17 protein-coding genes are annotated in these 14,639 nt (G+C 64.1%); 8 read left to right on the top strand and 9 right to left on the bottom strand.

Translation table 11 applies throughout. The features are described from left to right. Nucleotides 1-30 precede the first annotated feature (30 nt). The 6 genes from HOP53_RS17480 to HOP53_RS17455 all read left to right on the top strand — a co-directional run bounded on the left by HOP53_RS17480 (nucleotide 31) and on the right by HOP53_RS17455 (nucleotide 5,616). Entirely contained in the window at nucleotides 31-354 is a 324-nt protein-coding gene (locus HOP53_RS17480; RefSeq protein WP_234271215.1) for a carboxymuconolactone decarboxylase family protein, read from the top strand. A 232-nt stretch (nucleotides 355-586) separates the two neighbouring features. Next, complete coding sequence (locus HOP53_RS17475; RefSeq protein ID WP_086510550.1) at nucleotides 587-1,033, top strand: c-type cytochrome; 447 nt, start codon at nucleotides 587-589, stop codon at nucleotides 1,031-1,033. 30 nt (nucleotides 1,034-1,063) lie between these two features. Beyond that, entirely contained in the window at nucleotides 1,064-2,416 is a 1,353-nt protein-coding gene (locus tag HOP53_RS17470; RefSeq protein ID WP_234271214.1) for a cbb3-type cytochrome c oxidase subunit I, read from the top strand. Between the two features lie 53 nt (nucleotides 2,417-2,469). After that, the gene (locus HOP53_RS17465) at nucleotides 2,470-3,291 is read left to right on the top strand and encodes a CbbQ/NirQ/NorQ/GpvN family protein (protein WP_234271213.1); all 822 of its coding nucleotides are present in this window, start codon (nucleotides 2,470-2,472) and stop codon (nucleotides 3,289-3,291) included. Between the two features lie 169 nt (nucleotides 3,292-3,460). Beyond that, on the top strand, nucleotides 3,461-5,398 hold the full coding sequence (locus HOP53_RS17460) for a nitric oxide reductase activation protein NorD (protein WP_234271212.1): 1,938 nt from the start codon (nucleotides 3,461-3,463) through the stop codon (nucleotides 5,396-5,398). Between the two features lie 11 nt (nucleotides 5,399-5,409). Then, entirely contained in the window at nucleotides 5,410-5,616 is a 207-nt protein-coding gene (locus tag HOP53_RS17455; protein WP_234271211.1) for a hypothetical protein, read from the top strand. Nucleotides 5,617-5,676: 60 nt separating this feature from the next. Here HOP53_RS17455 and HOP53_RS17450 read toward each other — a convergent pair whose 3' ends face one another. Genes HOP53_RS17450 through HOP53_RS17435 form a run of 4 tightly spaced genes read right to left on the bottom strand, consistent with a single transcriptional unit; the run spans nucleotide 5,677 to nucleotide 7,609 of the window. Beyond that, a complete protein-coding gene (locus HOP53_RS17450; RefSeq protein ID WP_234271210.1) occupies nucleotides 5,677-5,988 on the bottom strand; it encodes a cytochrome C oxidase subunit IV family protein in 312 nt (103 codons plus the stop codon). Nucleotides 5,989-5,992: 4 nt separating this feature from the next. Next, complete coding sequence (locus HOP53_RS17445) at nucleotides 5,993-6,583, bottom strand: cytochrome c oxidase subunit 3 family protein (RefSeq protein ID WP_234271209.1); 591 nt, start codon at nucleotides 6,581-6,583, stop codon at nucleotides 5,993-5,995. Beyond that, on the bottom strand, nucleotides 6,584-7,147 hold the full coding sequence (locus HOP53_RS17440; RefSeq protein ID WP_234271208.1) for a hypothetical protein: 564 nt from the start codon (nucleotides 7,145-7,147) through the stop codon (nucleotides 6,584-6,586). It lies immediately after the preceding gene. 15 nt (nucleotides 7,148-7,162) lie between these two features. Next, nucleotides 7,163-7,609, bottom strand: a complete 447-nt coding sequence (locus HOP53_RS17435; RefSeq protein ID WP_234271207.1) for a DUF4870 family protein — start codon at nucleotides 7,607-7,609, stop codon at nucleotides 7,163-7,165. A gap of 381 nt (nucleotides 7,610-7,990) precedes the next feature. Here HOP53_RS17435 and HOP53_RS17430 point away from each other — a divergent pair, with 381 nt between their 5' ends. Then, on the top strand, nucleotides 7,991-8,497 hold the full coding sequence (locus tag HOP53_RS17430) for an Hsp20/alpha crystallin family protein (protein ID WP_234271206.1): 507 nt from the start codon (nucleotides 7,991-7,993) through the stop codon (nucleotides 8,495-8,497). A gap of 59 nt (nucleotides 8,498-8,556) precedes the next feature. Next, nucleotides 8,557-8,997: a host attachment protein gene (locus HOP53_RS17425; protein WP_234271205.1), complete on the top strand. Its 441-nt coding sequence runs from the start codon at nucleotides 8,557-8,559 to the stop codon at nucleotides 8,995-8,997. A gap of 48 nt (nucleotides 8,998-9,045) precedes the next feature. On the opposite strand, the gene fnr is transcribed toward HOP53_RS17425, so the two are convergent. The 5 genes from fnr to narL form a co-directional block, all read right to left on the bottom strand. After that, the gene (fnr, locus tag HOP53_RS17420; RefSeq protein WP_267955404.1) at nucleotides 9,046-9,816 is read right to left on the bottom strand and encodes a fumarate/nitrate reduction transcriptional regulator Fnr; all 771 of its coding nucleotides are present in this window, start codon (nucleotides 9,814-9,816) and stop codon (nucleotides 9,046-9,048) included. Nucleotides 9,817-9,978: 162 nt separating this feature from the next. Continuing rightward, nucleotides 9,979-11,484 (bottom strand): MFS transporter, encoded by a 1,506-nt coding sequence (locus tag HOP53_RS17415; protein ID WP_234271203.1) that lies wholly within the window; start codon nucleotides 11,482-11,484, stop codon nucleotides 9,979-9,981. Between the two features lie 54 nt (nucleotides 11,485-11,538). After that, nucleotides 11,539-11,997, bottom strand: a complete 459-nt coding sequence (locus HOP53_RS17410; protein WP_234271202.1) for a universal stress protein — start codon at nucleotides 11,995-11,997, stop codon at nucleotides 11,539-11,541. Nucleotides 11,998-12,064: 67 nt separating this feature from the next. Beyond that, nucleotides 12,065-13,696, bottom strand: coding sequence for an MFS transporter (locus HOP53_RS17405; protein WP_234271201.1), 1,632 nt, complete (start codon nucleotides 13,694-13,696; stop codon nucleotides 12,065-12,067). A gap of 270 nt (nucleotides 13,697-13,966) precedes the next feature. Beyond that, complete coding sequence (narL, locus tag HOP53_RS17400) at nucleotides 13,967-14,635, bottom strand: two-component system response regulator NarL (protein WP_234271200.1); 669 nt, start codon at nucleotides 14,633-14,635, stop codon at nucleotides 13,967-13,969. Nucleotides 14,636-14,639 lie beyond the last annotated feature (4 nt).

Raw genomic sequence — 14,639 nt, 5'->3', positions numbered from 1 at the left:
GACATTCACGACAAGACGAGGAAAAACCACATGGCCAATCAAGATCTTCCTTCCGGTGCCGGCAAGGTGGCCGACGACTATCCCGAGGTGTGGCGCGCCTTCGCTTCGCTGGGCAAGGCATGTGCCGAGGCGGGGCCGCTGGACGACCGCACGCGGCGCCTGGTCAAGCTGGCGCTGGCGGTGGGCGGCGGCTCGGAAGGGGCCGTGCATTCCCACATGCGCCGCGCCATGGACGAAGGCATCGAGCCGGAGGCCTTGAAGCAGGTGGCCATGCTGGCGATTCCTACCCTGGGGCTGCCGGCGGGGGTGGCGGCATTGACCTGGATCGAGGACATCACTGATACCCGGCGGTAAACGACTGCGCGGGCGGGCCCCAGCGGCCCGCCGTGCGACATTCCACCGCTCTCCTGAAAGCCCCGTTCTTTCTCTGATCCCACCGTTCATCACCACCGATTTGACGAAGGTCAATGCTACTCCTCAGCCATGGCTGTACTCTTAAGATGCATTATAAATGCTTGTTTAAGGGGTGGGGCTCGCCGACTTCGGTCGCAGGTCCCTGAAGTGTCACCAGCGAGGGGGAAAGGCCATGACCGAAGGCCTCACCAAGGCGGCGGCCCGTAATATCTTTTACGGCGGCTCGCTATTCTTTTTCCTGCTGTTTGCCGCACTGACGGCCCACAGCCATTTCTACATCGTCAATACCTCGACCCAGCCCATGTCGGACTCCGTGCGCCTGGGCAAGCACGTATGGGAAGAGCACAACTGCATCAACTGCCACACCATTCTCGGCGAAGGCTCCTATTTCGCGCCTGAGATCGGCAACGTCTGGACCCGCTTCGGCGGACGCGACAACCCCGAAGGGGCCCGCATGGCGCTGACGGCGTGGATGAACGCCCAGCCCACCGGCGCCCCCGGCCGTCGCCAGATGCCGGCTCACGACATCAACGACGAAGAGATGCGGGCGCTGATCGACTTCCTGGAGTGGACCGATTCCATCGACACCCAGGGCTGGCCGCCGCACCCGGCGGGCTGATCCCCCTTCCAGGAAACAAGGAGTCGAACCATGAAATACGAAACGCAGAAGGTGGCCTTGCCGTTCTTCATGCTGGCAATGGCACTATTTGCTCTACAGATCATCTTCGGACTGGCGGCGGCGGCAGCCTACGTGTGGCCGCACTTCATGTCCGAGGCGATGCCTTTCAACATCACCCGTACCAGCCATACCAACCTCTTGATCGTGTGGCTTCTGATCGGCTTCATGGGTAGCACCTACTACCTGATGCCGGAAGAGGCGGAGAATGAGATCTACAGCCCCAAGCTGGCCTATTTCCAGCTGCTGCTGTTCGCCATCGCCGGCGCCGGTGCGCTGATCAGCTACCAGTTCGGCATCCACGAGGGGCGTCATTATCTCGAGCAGCCACTGTGGTCGAAACTGATGATCACCGTCTCGTTCCTGATGTTCCTGTTCAACACCAGCCTGACCATGCTCAATGGCCGCAAGACCGCCATCAACATGGTGCTGATGCTCGGCCTTTGGCTGGCCGCGGTGTTCTGGCTGTTCGCCTTCTACAACCCCGACAACCTGGCGCTGGACAAGCTGTGGTGGTGGTGGATCGTGCACATCTGGGTGGAAGGCGTGTGGGAGCTGATCATGGCCTCGCTGCTCGGCTACCTGCTGATCAAGATGACCGGTGTGGACCGTGAGATCATCGAGAAGTGGCTCTACGTGATCGTCGGCCTGGCGCTGTTCTCCGGCTTGCTGGGTACCGGTCACCACTACTACTGGATCGGCACCCCCGGCTACTGGCAGCCGATCGGCAGCATCTTCTCCACCCTGGAGGTGATCCCGTTCTTCGCCATGGTGGTGTTCGCCTTCTACATGTTCTGGAAGGGCAGCCGTAACCACCCCAACAAGGCCGCCATGCTGTGGACCCTGGGCTGTGCCGCCGTGGCCTTCTTCGGCGCCGGCGTATGGGGCTTCATGCATACCCTGTCGTGGATCAACTACTACACCCACGGCACTCAGATCACCGCCGCCCACGGCCACCTGGCCTTTTACGGTGCCTACGTGATGCTGGTGATGGGCATCATCACCTACGCCATGCCGCAGCTGCGCCGCGTTCAGCCCTACAACCAGGTGCTCAACATGTGGGCCTTCTGGATCATGACCTCGGCCATGTGGTTCATGACCTTCACCCTGACCTTCGCCGGTGTGGTGCAGACCCACCTGCAGCGGGTACTGGGCATGAACTTCATGCAGGTGCAGGCACAGCTCGAGCTGTTCTACGTGATGCGCTTCGGCACCGGCATCTTCGTTGCCATCGCCGCTGCCATGTTCTTCTACGCGGTGTTCGGGCCGGCCCGTGAGCAGGTAGGCGCTCACGTCAAGCAGCCCTCCATCGTCGCCACCGAGTGAGCCAGGGGCGGGGCGGCATGCCGCCCCGTCCTCTTTCCCCTAGAGGTTTCGCCATGTCTCATACCGCTACTGCCACCAATGCCGCTGCCGCCTTCGCGCGCGAGCTGCCCTACTACGAACCGGTCGGCAACGAGTGCGCGCTGTTCGAGCAGGCGTACCGGCAGCGCTTGCCGATGCTGCTCAAGGGGCCGACCGGCTGCGGCAAGACCCGCTTCGTCAGCTACATGGCGGCCAAGCTGGGCCGTCCGCTGTTCACCGTTTCCTGTCACGATGACCTCACTGCCGCCGACCTCACCGGCCGCTACCTGCTGCAGGGCGGCGAGACCCGCTGGGTCGACGGCCCGCTGACTCGCGCCGTGCGCGAGGGCGGCATCTGCTACCTCGACGAGGTGGTCGAGGCGCGCAAGGACGTCACCGTGGTGCTGCACCCGCTTACCGACGACCGTCGCCTGCTGCCGCTGGAAAGAACCGGCGAGCTGCTCGAAGCGCCGGACGATTTCATGCTGGTGGTCTCCTACAACCCCGGCTATCAGCACATTCTCAAGTCGCTCAAGCCGAGCACCCGCCAGCGCTTCGTGGCGATGTCGTTCGACTTCCCGCCGCCGCGGGTGGAGTGCGACATCGTCGCCCGCGAGAGCGGCCTTTCCCATGAACGCTGCGCCGCGCTGGTCAACCTGGCCGGACGTCTGCGCGAGCTCAAGGGCCAAGACCTGGAAGAGGGCGTTTCGACCCGCCTGCTGGTTTACTGCGCCACCCTGATCAATGCCGGCATGCCGATCCTCGAGGCCACCCGCGCCACCCTGGTCGAGCCGCTCTCGGACGATCTGGACGTGCAGGAAGGGTTGTTGGAGTCGATTCGCGCCACTTTCGGCTGAACATTCCACAGTGCGGGGCGAAGGGGGCAGGCCGAAGAGGAGGTTCTACGCCAGGGATGGCGTCGGTAGCGTACAGGGAAGTATTTACAGCGCCTCCTCGTAGGCCTGCCGCCGAATCAGCCCCAAAACCACAGCGCCGGTCAGCGCCTTGTCGATCAGGAGGTCGCTCATGCAGTTTCTCGAACTCGAGGAGTTCGTCGGTCGCCACTGGCACCGCTGGGCCTCCAGCGCCGCCAGCTATCAGCGCTATCCAGAAGCGGCCGTCTCCATGGAGCAGATGCGCCATGTGCTCGGCGTGTTCTTCCGTGCCAGCGGCGGCGAGGCGGGCGTGGAGGTGGCGGCCATCGTCGCGCGCAGCTCGCATCACCGCCTGTCGCTGCGTCAGCGGCTCGGCTTCGATGACGAGGCCATCGACCAGGCCCGGCGCGACGAGGAGAACCTGCTGCTGCCGCCGCAGATCGACCTGTTTCCCGATGCCGGGCTCAATCGCGATCTCTACTTCTGGCTGGTGGCCTACCTGGCGGTGGCGCGCCAGATCGAGCCGCAGCGCGACCCGCTGCGTGCCGACCTGGCGCGCCTGCGCGAGGCGGTGCGCGCCCGCGACGCCGCGCTCGAGCGCTTCCCCGGGTTGGCCGAGCGCTATCGCCGGCTCTGCCGGGCGCTGCTGCTGGTGCGCCCGGCGCGCAAGCGCCTGCCGACCATGGAGCTTGCGCTTGAGCAGACCCTGCGCGTGCTGCTTGGCGAAGCGCGGGAACTGGAAGGCTGGGCGGCGGCCATGCACCACGCCGTGACGCGGCCCGAGCTGTCGCTCGACGGTATCGGCGCACCTCGTGGCTATCGTCCGCCGCTGCCGGTGCCGCTGTGGGGGCAGGTGGTAGCCCTCGGCACCGGGGCCGGTCGCGACGAGAGTCGGGAAGACCCGGAAGAGGGCGAGACCAACAGTGCCCAGACGGTGAGCGACGGCAAGCGCAAGGCCGAGCGCAAGCGCCAAGACCAGACCGAGCGCGACGACCCGCTGATCGCCAACCGTTTCGAGAAGATGCTCTCCTGGACCGAGATGGTGAACCTCAATCGCCTGGTCGAGGACAACGAGGACGAGGAAGCCAAGCGCGCCGCCGAGCAGATGGAGGAGATCATCCTCAGCCCGCACAAGCAGCGGGCGGCGACACGCATCAAGGTCGACCTCGACCTGCCGCCGGACGAAGCGATGGGCGAGCGCCTGCGCGGCAAGCACACCTACCCCGAGTGGAACTACCGCAAGCAGATCTACCTGCCCGACCACTGCCTGGTGCATACCGAACTGCAGAGCGAGGAGGGCGAGCAGTGGCAGCCCGATGCCGCCACCCAGCGGCGCATCCGTCGCGTGCGGCGCGAGTTCGAGGCGCTGCGCCCGCGTCGCGAGACCCTACGCGGCCAGTACGACGGCACCGAGCTCGACATGGACGCGGTGATCCGCTCACGCTGCGACCTGGCCGCCACCGGCGAGTCCAGCGACCGCCTCTATCAGGCCACCCGCCAGCAGGCCCGCGACCTGGCCGTCTCGATCCTGGTCGACGTCTCGCTCTCCACCGATGCCTGGCTGGAGGATCGCCGGGTACTCGACGTGGCCAAGGAGGCGCTGCTGGTACTGGGCCACGGCCTGGCCGGCTGCGGCGACGACTACAGCATCCACTGCTTCACCTCGCACCGGCGTCAGAAGGTGTGGGTCAACACGCTCAAGACCTTCGACGAGGCCATGAACGAACGGGTGGCAAGACGCATCTCGGCGCTCAAGCCCGGCCACTACACCCGCATGGGACCGGCGATCCGCCACGTGACCAAGGAGCTCTCCGAACGCCCCAACCGGCATCGGCTGCTGCTGCTGCTCACCGACGGCAAGCCCAACGATACCGACTACTACGAGGGCCGCTACGGCATCGAGGACACCCGCCGGGCGGTGCTCGAGGCGCGCCAGCACGAGGTGCGCGTGTTCGGCGTGACCATCGACAGCGAGGCGCACCAGTACGTCTCGCACCTGTTCGGTCGCGGCAGCTATGCCATCGTCAACCGGCCGGAGCACCTGTCGCTGGCGCTGCCGGGTATCTACCGTCAAATCATATGTAACTAGGGGGAGTGAAGATGACAGTCAACCGTCCCGCCATTGCCCTGTGCCTCGGCCTGCTGGCCGCCTTCGCGGTGATCACCCCGCTGGCCTGGGTGATCAACACCCAGGACTGGGGCATCCTGATGATGTTCGTTGCCCCCTTCGCCGTCTACGGCCTGATCCGCCTGGCCCGGCGGCTGGCCGAGTGGGCTGGGGTAGGACCACCGCCGCCTTCTTATTGAACCCGTGCCACAGCAAACGGCGCCGCTACCCTTGATAGCGGCGCCGTTTTCGTTCAGCCCTCAATAGAACCGGGCAATCGAATAACCCGATCCCACCAGCACCAGCGTGGCCAGCACCAGCCCGACGAAGGCACCGCGCCAGGCCGGCGAAGCGTCGGCCAGGCCCAGGTACACCATCAGCACCCGGTGCACCTTGAAGAAGGTGGTGGCCAGCAGCAGGCCCGCCGACCACAGCGGCAGGGCGGCCAGGCGGGTATCGCCGCCCAACTGTGCGGAGAGCATGGTAACCAGCGTCAGCCCCATCAGCACCGCCCAGGTAATCAGCAGCCGGCGGGTGGCGGCATCGCGAAAGGCGTCTTGCATGGCGCGCATGGGCTCACCTCAGCAGGTAGAGGATCGGGTAGAGCAGGATCCAGATCAGATCGACCATGTGCCAGAAGGCCGCGGCGGTCTCCACGTTGTCGTGGGAGATGCGCCAGGCCACCAGGGCGATCAGCCCCAGGCCGAACAGCACGTGGGCGAAGTGGAAGCCGGTCAGCAGATAGTAGAAGGTGAAGAAGGTGTTGGTCTCGGGCGCGAGCCCCTGGCCGAGCTTGTCGGCATACTCCACTACCTTGACCACGCAGAACACCACGCCCAGGGCGAAGGCCGCTCCCAGCCACTGGCGGCAGCGCCGTATCCTGCCCTGGCTGATGGCCTGTACCGCCAGGGCGGCGAACAGCCCGCTGGTCAGCAGCACCATGGTGTTGATGCCGCCGGTCACCGGATCGAGCAACTGCTGGGAGGCGTCGAAGACATCGCGCTCGCCGGCCCGCAGCCAGGCGAACAGGCCGAAGAAGGCGGCGAACACCACGATCTCGCTGAGGATCAGCACCCACATCAGCGGGTTGCCGGGCAGCGCCGCCAGCGGTCCCCAGCCCGGGTTGGGCAGCGGCCGCGGTTGAGACAGCTCGTGACGCTCCGTCACTCAGCCCACCGCGGCGACGGGCGTGCGCTCGAATTCGGCGCGCACCGCCGGCGTGGTGAGCTTCCAGCCGGCCCAGGCGAACAGCACCACCAGCGCGGTGGCCACCATGATCAACACCGAAAGGGCGCCGATCAGACCGGCGACAGAATCCTCATAGCGGGCCATTTCGCCGGCCGCATCGGCCATGAAGCCGAAGGTCAGCGGGGTCAGGGCGGCGCCGCCCAGCACGCCGACGAAGCCGGCCGCCATCAGGCCGAGAAAAGCCGGCCGCGCCCAGCGCCGACGCTGCAGCAGCGCCACGGAGAGCGCCAAGGTCACGGCGGCGCCCGCCATCAGTAGGCCGGCCACGGTGCTGCTGCGCTCGATCAGCCAGGCCACCCCGCCGGTGAGCCCACCGCTACCGGTTTCGACGCCCAGCGAGGCGACCAGCGCCTCGCCGGGCAGCAGCGGCAGGGTGAGCAGTGCCACGGTCAGTGTGGAGAACGCAATGAAGCCCCAAGCCAGGCCAGTGACGGCAGCGGAACGTGTCGGCGCCAGGCGCAGGGGCGAGATGGCGGTAGTCATCGGCGAGCTCCCCAATCAGTCTTCCAGTGACACCTTGGCGCCGCCGAATAGCAGGCTGCGCGGGTCATCGATAGCGCGGTCGTTCAGCAGGCGGTTGATCCCCACGCCGCTGCGGCCGATGGTCCAGGCCAGGCAGGCGGTGAAGAAGCCGTAGCCCAGCACCCAGGAAGCCCAGGAGGGCGCACCGAGCAGGCCCAGCAGGTACCAGGCGGCCAGCACCGCGGCACCGGCCAGGGCACCGAGCCAGAAGGTGCGGACCTGGAACAGCAAGTGGCTCTCCACCCATTCCGCATTGCGGCGACGGCGTAGGTGGGCGAGCAGCACGCCGATGGGTGCGGTGACCACCGCCATGATGCTGCCCAGGTAGAGCACGTAGACGACGGCGGCCAGAGCCCTGCCTCGCGTATCGAGCGGCGCTGCGGCCGTGCCGGTTGGCGTATTGGCGTACGAGATGGTGGACATCGCTCCCTCCCGTGGGTGTGTGTCGACGCGGTGTGTCGAAGTTAATGAGTATTTTGAATGCCCGTTATCGACACTATGCCTCGCAAGGTGCTGGCTGTCCTTGCCTTGGATCAATGCGGAGCCGTTTGGGTGTGTGCGTCTTGACGGTGATCAGTACAGCTCTCAAGCGGACTCGCCTAGGCATGGTTCATGCAGAAGTAGGCATGGTTCATGCAGAAGGTAGTATCCGCAATCTTGATTTCCATCAACTTGCCCGGGACGAATCCGTCCTAGCTTTTCAATGCAAGGTGCTCGTTGCTTAGTGGGCCCATTGACGTGATGGGCACAAAACAGGAATCCGACCTCAGCAGACGTCTGGATTCGCCAACAGGAGCCAGTGCCATGTCCAAGAAGAGCGTAAAGGAAATCAGACCCACCGTTAGTGAAGTGCCGTCAGCGACTCCACCTCAGGAAGCGAGTCCGTTCCGTGAGCTTGACCGTATGTTTGACCGCTTTCTCGAACGCGACTGGATGCATCCGTTGCGTTGGGAAAATCCGTTGTTCGATCGGCTCGCCGCCGCGGGTTCGCGGCTGCCTAAGGTCGACGTCATCGATCGGGATGCGGAAGTGGTTATCCGTGCCGAGCTACCCGGCATGGCGCGCGAGGATCTGGACGTCTCACTTAACGGCAATAGCGTGACGATCCAGGGGGAAAGTCATAAGGAACTCAAGGAAGAGAAGGGTGAGTTCTATCGCTGCGAAATCACCCGTGGCAAGGTCGCACGTACGATTCCGCTGCCCTGCGATGTCGATGCCGACAGGGCCGAGGCCAGCTTCGAAAATGGGCTGCTCTTACTGAAGCTGCCCAAAGTCAAGGAGTCCCACCGACGCAAGCTCGAGATCAAGTGATTCCGGAAATGAATGGCGAGCCGAAATCCTCGGCTCGCTCGTTGCTCCAGGAGATGGACATGAAAGCGACCTGGGTAGTAGTGGCGGATCAGGCCCGCGCGCGATTCTTCATCGCGTCCGACACTGCATCCGCCCTCGAAGAGAAAGACACTTTGTTCAATCCTGAAGGCAAGTTGCACGAACGCGATATCAATGCCGATCGTCCCGGCCGGGCGTTCGACTCCATGGGGGCCGGGCGACATGCCATGGGCAAGCACCATTCGCCCAGGGAGCAGGAGGCGATCCGCTTTGCTCAGGCGATCGCTGAACGGCTTCACGCCGAGCATGGCCGAGGAGCGCTCGGACATTTGGTTATCTGCGCTCCGCCCCGTTTTCTCGGCCTCCTGAAGGGGGCCTTGCCCGAGCAGGTCATGAAATGCGTCTCGCATGCGCTGGACAAGGAGCTGACCAGCTTAAGTGCGGAGGAGATACGAGCTCAGCTGCCCTGGCGGTTGCAGTAACTGGACGATCCACCGGCCAGTCATGATCCGCATGGCTGGGGCGGGGCATTAGCGCTGCTTTCTGCTACGCAAGGCCGCGCTCATGCCTTCGGTGAGTTCATGCAGTGCGCTCACCTCCAACAGTTCGATTTCCTTGCCGGTAACCTTAAGAATGCCCTGGTCAATGAAGCGTCGAAACGTTCGGCTCGTCGTCTCCGGTGCGAGGCCGAGATAGTTGCCCAGGTCGAGGCGGGACATGGGCAGGCGAAACCTCGTCCTGGACAGGCCGCGTCGGCCGTAGCGCTGGCTCAGGTTGATCAACATGATGGCCAGGCGCTGCTCGGCAGTTCGCCGCGACACCACCTGCAACAGCTCATGTTCGTTGAAGATCTCTTTGCTCATGACTCTCAGCAGCTGGTGCTGCAGCCCGGGGATTTTGCGTGAAAGGGCTTCCAGTTGTGAGAAAGGGATTCTACATACGCTGGTAGTTTCCAGTGCCTCGATGGTGGTGGGGTGGCTCCCGCTGCCGATGGCATCCAGCCCGACCAGCTCGCCCGGCAGGTGGAAAGCAATGACCTGGCTCTCTCCCTCGTGGCCCATCAGGCTGCTCTTGAGGCAGCCGCTGAGCACGGCATAGATGGCGCTGAATGGCTGACCCGGACGGCACAGTTTCTCACCCTTCCTCAGGGGACGATGATGCTCGACGATACGATCCAGCTCATCGGTATCTTTGCGGTCCAGCGCAACAGGCAAGCAGAGTTCGCGCAGGCTGCAGGAGCTGCATGCCTTGCGAATTTCATGAAGTCGAATCAATTGGCTAGCGCTGCTGCCCTCCCCCATGGCAACACCTCGTCCTGTATTGCTCTCTTCCAAGAATAATCAATCCAGAGGACGGTGAAGGGTTGGGATAGGGATATACGACGCTTTACTTAGTGTTGTCCCAAAAAAGCGGCGACCGAAGTCGCCGCCTTGGTGAGACCGCAGGGCTCGATCAGCCCACCGTCATGACTTGCCTTGCGCCTGTGCCGCGGCCAGTTCCTGCTCTTCGATCATGCGGTCCACCGAGGAGACGTAGTACTCCTCATCGAACGCGCCTTCCGGCTCCTTCAGCCAGATCAGGCAGATCAGCCAGCTGAGGAAGGCGCCGCCGGCGATGATGTAGAAGAACTGGGTCGGGGTGACGAAGGTGAAGATGGTCAGGTAGACCACCGCCCCCACGTTGCCGTAGGCGCCGGCCATGCCCGAGATCTGGCCGGTGATGCGGCGCTTGATCGAGGGGATGATGCCGAAGGTGGCGCCCTCTGCTCCCTGCACGAAGAAGGAGGTGAAGATGGTGATGGCGATGGCGATGATCAGCGGCCAGTTGGAGTTGAGCAGGGCCATCAGCACGAAGCCGATACCGATGCCGAACATGTAGCTGAGCATGACGAAGCGGCGGTTGCCCATGCGGTCGGACACCAGGCCGCCCATGGGGCGCGCCACCAGGTTCACGAAGGCGAACGAGGCGGCGATCATGCCCGCCGCGGCGGCGGTCAGCCCCCAGGTCTCCTCGAAGAACATCGGCAGCATGGAAACCACCGCCAGCTCGGCGCCGAAGTTGGCGAAGTAGGTGCTGTTCAGCGCGGCCACGCTGCTGAAGGAGTACTTGTCATCCTCCGGTACGCCCTTCTTGAGGATGGGAATATTGACCCGCAGGATCTGCACGATCTGGTAGATCACCACGGCGGCGATCACCACGTAGCAGATCAGTGCGCCGGTGCTGGAGAGGTAGCCCATGCCCTCGATGCGCCATACCAGGATGGCCAGACAGCCCACCAGCGGAATGGTCCACAGGATCAGCATGATCATGTCGCGCCAGGAGCTCACTTCCATGGCCAGCGCCTTGCGCGGCTTGCGGTGGGCGCGGGCGTCGGGGCCGTCGGTGATGGCGAACCAGTAGAACACGCCGTAGGCGGCCATCACCAGGGCGCTGATGCCGATGGCGTAGCGCCAACCGTCTGGGCCGCCGAACATGGTCAGGGCAATGGTGGGCAGGGTCATGGCGGCCACCGCGGAGCCGAAGTTGCCCCAGCCGGCGTAGAAGCCTTCGGCGAAGCCAATGTCCTTGGGCTTGAACCACAGCGCGGTCATGTGGATGCCGACCACGAAGCTGGCGCCGATGGAGCTCAGCACCAGGCGCGAGATCAGCAGCTGCGACATGGTGTTGCCGAAGGCGAACACCAGCGCCGGAACGGCCATGGAGACCATCAGCACCGAGAACACCCGGCGCGGGCCGAAGCGGTCCAGCGCCATGCCGACGATGATGCGTGCCGGGATGGTCAACGCCACGTTGACGATGGCGAACAGCCGTATGTCGTCGCGGGTCAGCCAGTCGACGCTCTTGAGCATGCTCGATGCCAAGGGCGCCATGTTGAACCAGACGTAGAAGGTGATGAAGAACGCGATCCAGGTCAGGTGAAGGGCTCTGATCTCAGGACTGCGAAACTTGAAGACGGCGGACACTTTCATGGTCGTATCATCCTGAAGTGAAAGCGGAATTAGCCACGCATGACGGGATCATGGTCACGGGCTTGGCAGGATCAGGAGCGGACACTCGACGCGCCGGGCGAGAAACGAGCTGACCTTGCCGAAGGTCATGTAGTCGAGCTCGTCGACGAAGTAGCTCAGCGACTGGGCGATGATGCCGCCGTCGGGCTTGCTGCTGTGGCGGGCGATGACCAGCATGTCGGGGGTATGCTTCTTGGTGGCTTGCAGCAGCATCTTGCGGGCGTCGCCTTCGGCCAGCACCCAGTCGACCTCGAAGCCCTCCTGGTGGGCGAAGTCGGCGCCCTCCCTGAGCGCGGCCTTGAGCTCCTCATACTCCTGCTGAAACAGCTCCTCGTTGGCGTCGGTGGAGTCGCCGGGGTTCTCCGCCACGCCGACCAGGATCAGCGTGGGGGCGTTGCAGCGAAACAGGCTGACGGTTTGTGCCAGGGCCAGCTTGGCGTTGCGTGAGCCGTCATAAGCGATCATGACTTTCATGACATCCCTCCGAAGAAGGCAAGGTAAGGGGTGTGCTCCGGCGTGCAGCCGGAGCACGGACGGCATTTCAGGGATTCTTGATCTCAGCGCCGGGGCGCAGGTAGAACCACCAGTTGATCAGCAGGCACACCGCGTAGAAGATCGCGAAGCCGTACATGGCGAGTTCGGGGGTGCCGGCACGGATCTGACCGCCCATCACCACCGGGGCGATGAAGGCGCCGTAGGCGGCCACGGCAGAGGTCCAGCCCAGTACCGGGCCCTTCTGCTGGGCGTTGAAGATCACGCCGATGCTGCGGAAGGTGGAGCCGTTGCCGATGCCGCTGGCGGCGAACAGGATCACGAACAGCAGCATGAACAGAGCGAAGTAGCTGTTGGGATCGGTGGAGTTGTAAGCCAGCATCATCACGTAGCCGGTCACCGCCGAGGCCACCACCATGACCACCGAGATCACCTGGGTGACGATCGAGCCGCCCACCTTGTCGGAGATCCAGCCGCCGAAGGGGCGGATCAGGGCGCCGACGAAGGGACCGATCCAGGCCCAGGTCAGGGCGCTGGGGCCGTCGGGGTTGACCACGCGGGTGACGCTGCCGTCGGCGGCCACTTCCATCATGTTGCCGAAGATGACGTTGATCGACAGCGGCAGCGCTGCGGAGAAGCCGATGAACGAGCCGAAGGTCAGGATGTAGAGCACCGTCATCGACCAGGTGTGCTTGTTCGAGAAGATGGCGAACTGCTTCTGGATGTTGGGCTTGATTTCCCCGGGGATCAGGCGCATCAGGCCCAGGGTCAGCAGGATGGTGACCGGCAGTGCGACCCACATGCCGAGCCACTGCAGGGTGACGATGCCCACCACGGTGGCGACGACGCCCACGCCGTAGAGGCCGAGTATCTTGCCGAAGGCCTGCATCGGCGTGCCCGGGTTGGGCGTGATGGGGCGCAGGTTGTTCATGCCGAACCAGCCGAGGAAGGCCAGCGGCACCAGGAAGACCAGCCAGATGAAGCCGGCGTTCTGGATCCAGGTCGGCGTGCCCGCCTCGATGCGGCCGATCAGCGTACCGCTGGAACTCTGCAGCTCCATGGAGCCGCCGGCGATGGCGCCGAAGATACCCACGGTCATCACCAGCGGGATCAGGATCTGCATCGAGGTGACGCCGAAGTTACCCAGGCCGGCATTCATGCCCAGGGCATAGCCCTGCTGCTTCTTGGGGAAGAAGGTCGAGATGTTGCTCATCGAAGCGGCGAAATTACCGCCGCCGATGCCCGAGAGCAGCGCCAGGAGCTGGAACACCCAGAACGGTGTGTCGGGGTTCATCAGCGCGGCGCCGGTGCCGAAGGCGGGGATCATCAGCAGCGCTGTGGTCAGGAACACGGTGTTGCGCCCGCCGGCGATGCGGATCATGAACGAGGCGGGAATGCGCAGGGTGGCCCCGGAGAGGCCGGCGATGGCGGTCAGCATGAACAGCTGATCGACGGCGAAGGGGAAGCCCAGGTTCTGCATCTGGGTGGTGATCATGCCCCACATCATCCACACCGCGAAGCCCATCAGCAGGCTGGGGATGGAGATCCACAGGTTGCGGGAGGCAACGCGCTTGCCCTCCTGCTCCCAGAACTGTTCGTTTTCGATATCCCAGTGCTCGATGTCGGCATTTTTTGGTTTGCCGGCACCGAGCTTGCCGATATCGGCGCTCGATTTAGCCATGACGTTTTCCCCTTGGGTTTCCACTGATCCCGCCTTGCGACATCCGTCCTGACCGGGATCAATTCAGGTTCGGTTGAGGCAAAGATACGCCCGGGAAAAGGGCGGCGAAACCGGCCGAAAATACCGAAAAATCAGGGAAATACCTCTTGAGAGGTAGCAGAGGTATTTGGCTAAGTCGTTGTTTTTGTGAAAAAGAGAAAAGCGTCGGGGCAAGAAAAAGGCGCCTTGTCGGCGCCTGGAAGTCTTTGGAGGTATCCACACAGAACCGGCTTATCTACCGTCGATTCCCTCCTGCACGGCCCACACCGCCGCCTCGACCCGCGAGCGCAGATTGAGCTTCTTCAGCAGGTGCTTGACGTGGACCTTGACCGTGCCCTCGGAGATGTCGAGCTTGCGCGCAATCAGCTTGTTCGAGAGACCGCCGGCCAGCTCGCGCAGGATCTCGCGCTCGCGCTGGGTCAGGCTGTGGATGTCGGGGGTGGCCGGGGCCGAGCGCTGGTTGCGCAGCGCCTCGGCCAGCAGGGCGGTGAGGCTTTCGCTCACCACCATGCGACCCAGCGCCGCCTGACGCAACTGACGCACCATTTCCTCAGGCTCCATGTCCTTCAGCAGGTAGCCGTCGGCGCCGCCGCGCAGGGCCGCCACCAAGTCCTCCTCGTGATCGGAAACGGTGAACATCACGATGCGTCCGGCGTAGCCCGACTCACGCAGCGCCTTGAGCGTCTGGATGCCGTCCATGCCCGGCATGTTGAGGTCGAGCAGGATCAGGTCCGGGTCGAGCTCGGCGGCCAGGCGCACGGCCTGCTGCGGCTCGCCGGTATCGCCGACCAGTGCGAGGTCATCCTCCAGCTCCAACAGCTGAGCTACGCCGCGGCGCAGCAGCGGGTGGTCGTCGATGATCAGGATACTGGCGGGGGTCTCGTTGACTGACTGGCCCATGGGT

It is taken from the genome of Billgrantia ethanolica (assembly GCF_021404305.1).
Taxonomy (GTDB): Bacteria; Pseudomonadota; Gammaproteobacteria; order Pseudomonadales; family Halomonadaceae; genus Halomonas; species Halomonas ethanolica.
The sequence above is the reverse complement of the archived record's forward strand: the minus strand, read 5'-3'. Positions and strand labels throughout refer to the sequence as shown.

Bases quoted from the DNA above. Each gene is read 5' to 3' on its own strand.
- HOP53_RS17480 (WP_234271215.1), top strand. From the start codon at position 31: ATGGCCAATCAAGATCTTCCTTCCGGTGCCGGCAAGGTGGCCGACGAC.
- HOP53_RS17475 (WP_086510550.1), top strand. From the start codon at position 587: ATGACCGAAGGCCTCACCAAGGCGGCGGCCCGTAATATCTTTTACGGC.
- HOP53_RS17470 (WP_234271214.1), top strand. From the start codon at position 1,064: ATGAAATACGAAACGCAGAAGGTGGCCTTGCCGTTCTTCATGCTGGCA.
- HOP53_RS17465 (WP_234271213.1), top strand. From the start codon at position 2,470: ATGTCTCATACCGCTACTGCCACCAATGCCGCTGCCGCCTTCGCGCGC.
- HOP53_RS17460 (WP_234271212.1), top strand. From the start codon at position 3,461: ATGCAGTTTCTCGAACTCGAGGAGTTCGTCGGTCGCCACTGGCACCGC.
- HOP53_RS17455 (WP_234271211.1), top strand. From the start codon at position 5,410: ATGACAGTCAACCGTCCCGCCATTGCCCTGTGCCTCGGCCTGCTGGCC.
- HOP53_RS17450 (WP_234271210.1), bottom strand. From the start codon at position 5,988: ATGCGCGCCATGCAAGACGCCTTTCGCGATGCCGCCACCCGCCGGCTG.
- HOP53_RS17440 (WP_234271208.1), bottom strand. From the start codon at position 7,147: ATGACTACCGCCATCTCGCCCCTGCGCCTGGCGCCGACACGTTCCGCT.
- HOP53_RS17435 (WP_234271207.1), bottom strand. From the start codon at position 7,609: ATGTCCACCATCTCGTACGCCAATACGCCAACCGGCACGGCCGCAGCG.
- HOP53_RS17430 (WP_234271206.1), top strand. From the start codon at position 7,991: ATGTCCAAGAAGAGCGTAAAGGAAATCAGACCCACCGTTAGTGAAGTG.
- HOP53_RS17425 (WP_234271205.1), top strand. From the start codon at position 8,557: ATGAAAGCGACCTGGGTAGTAGTGGCGGATCAGGCCCGCGCGCGATTC.
- fnr (WP_267955404.1), bottom strand. From the start codon at position 9,816: ATGGGGGAGGGCAGCAGCGCTAGCCAATTGATTCGACTTCATGAAATT.
- HOP53_RS17415 (WP_234271203.1), bottom strand. From the start codon at position 11,484: ATGAAAGTGTCCGCCGTCTTCAAGTTTCGCAGTCCTGAGATCAGAGCC.
- HOP53_RS17410 (WP_234271202.1), bottom strand. From the start codon at position 11,997: ATGAAAGTCATGATCGCTTATGACGGCTCACGCAACGCCAAGCTGGCC.
- HOP53_RS17405 (WP_234271201.1), bottom strand. From the start codon at position 13,696: ATGGCTAAATCGAGCGCCGATATCGGCAAGCTCGGTGCCGGCAAACCA.
- narL (WP_234271200.1), bottom strand. From the start codon at position 14,635: ATGGGCCAGTCAGTCAACGAGACCCCCGCCAGTATCCTGATCATCGAC.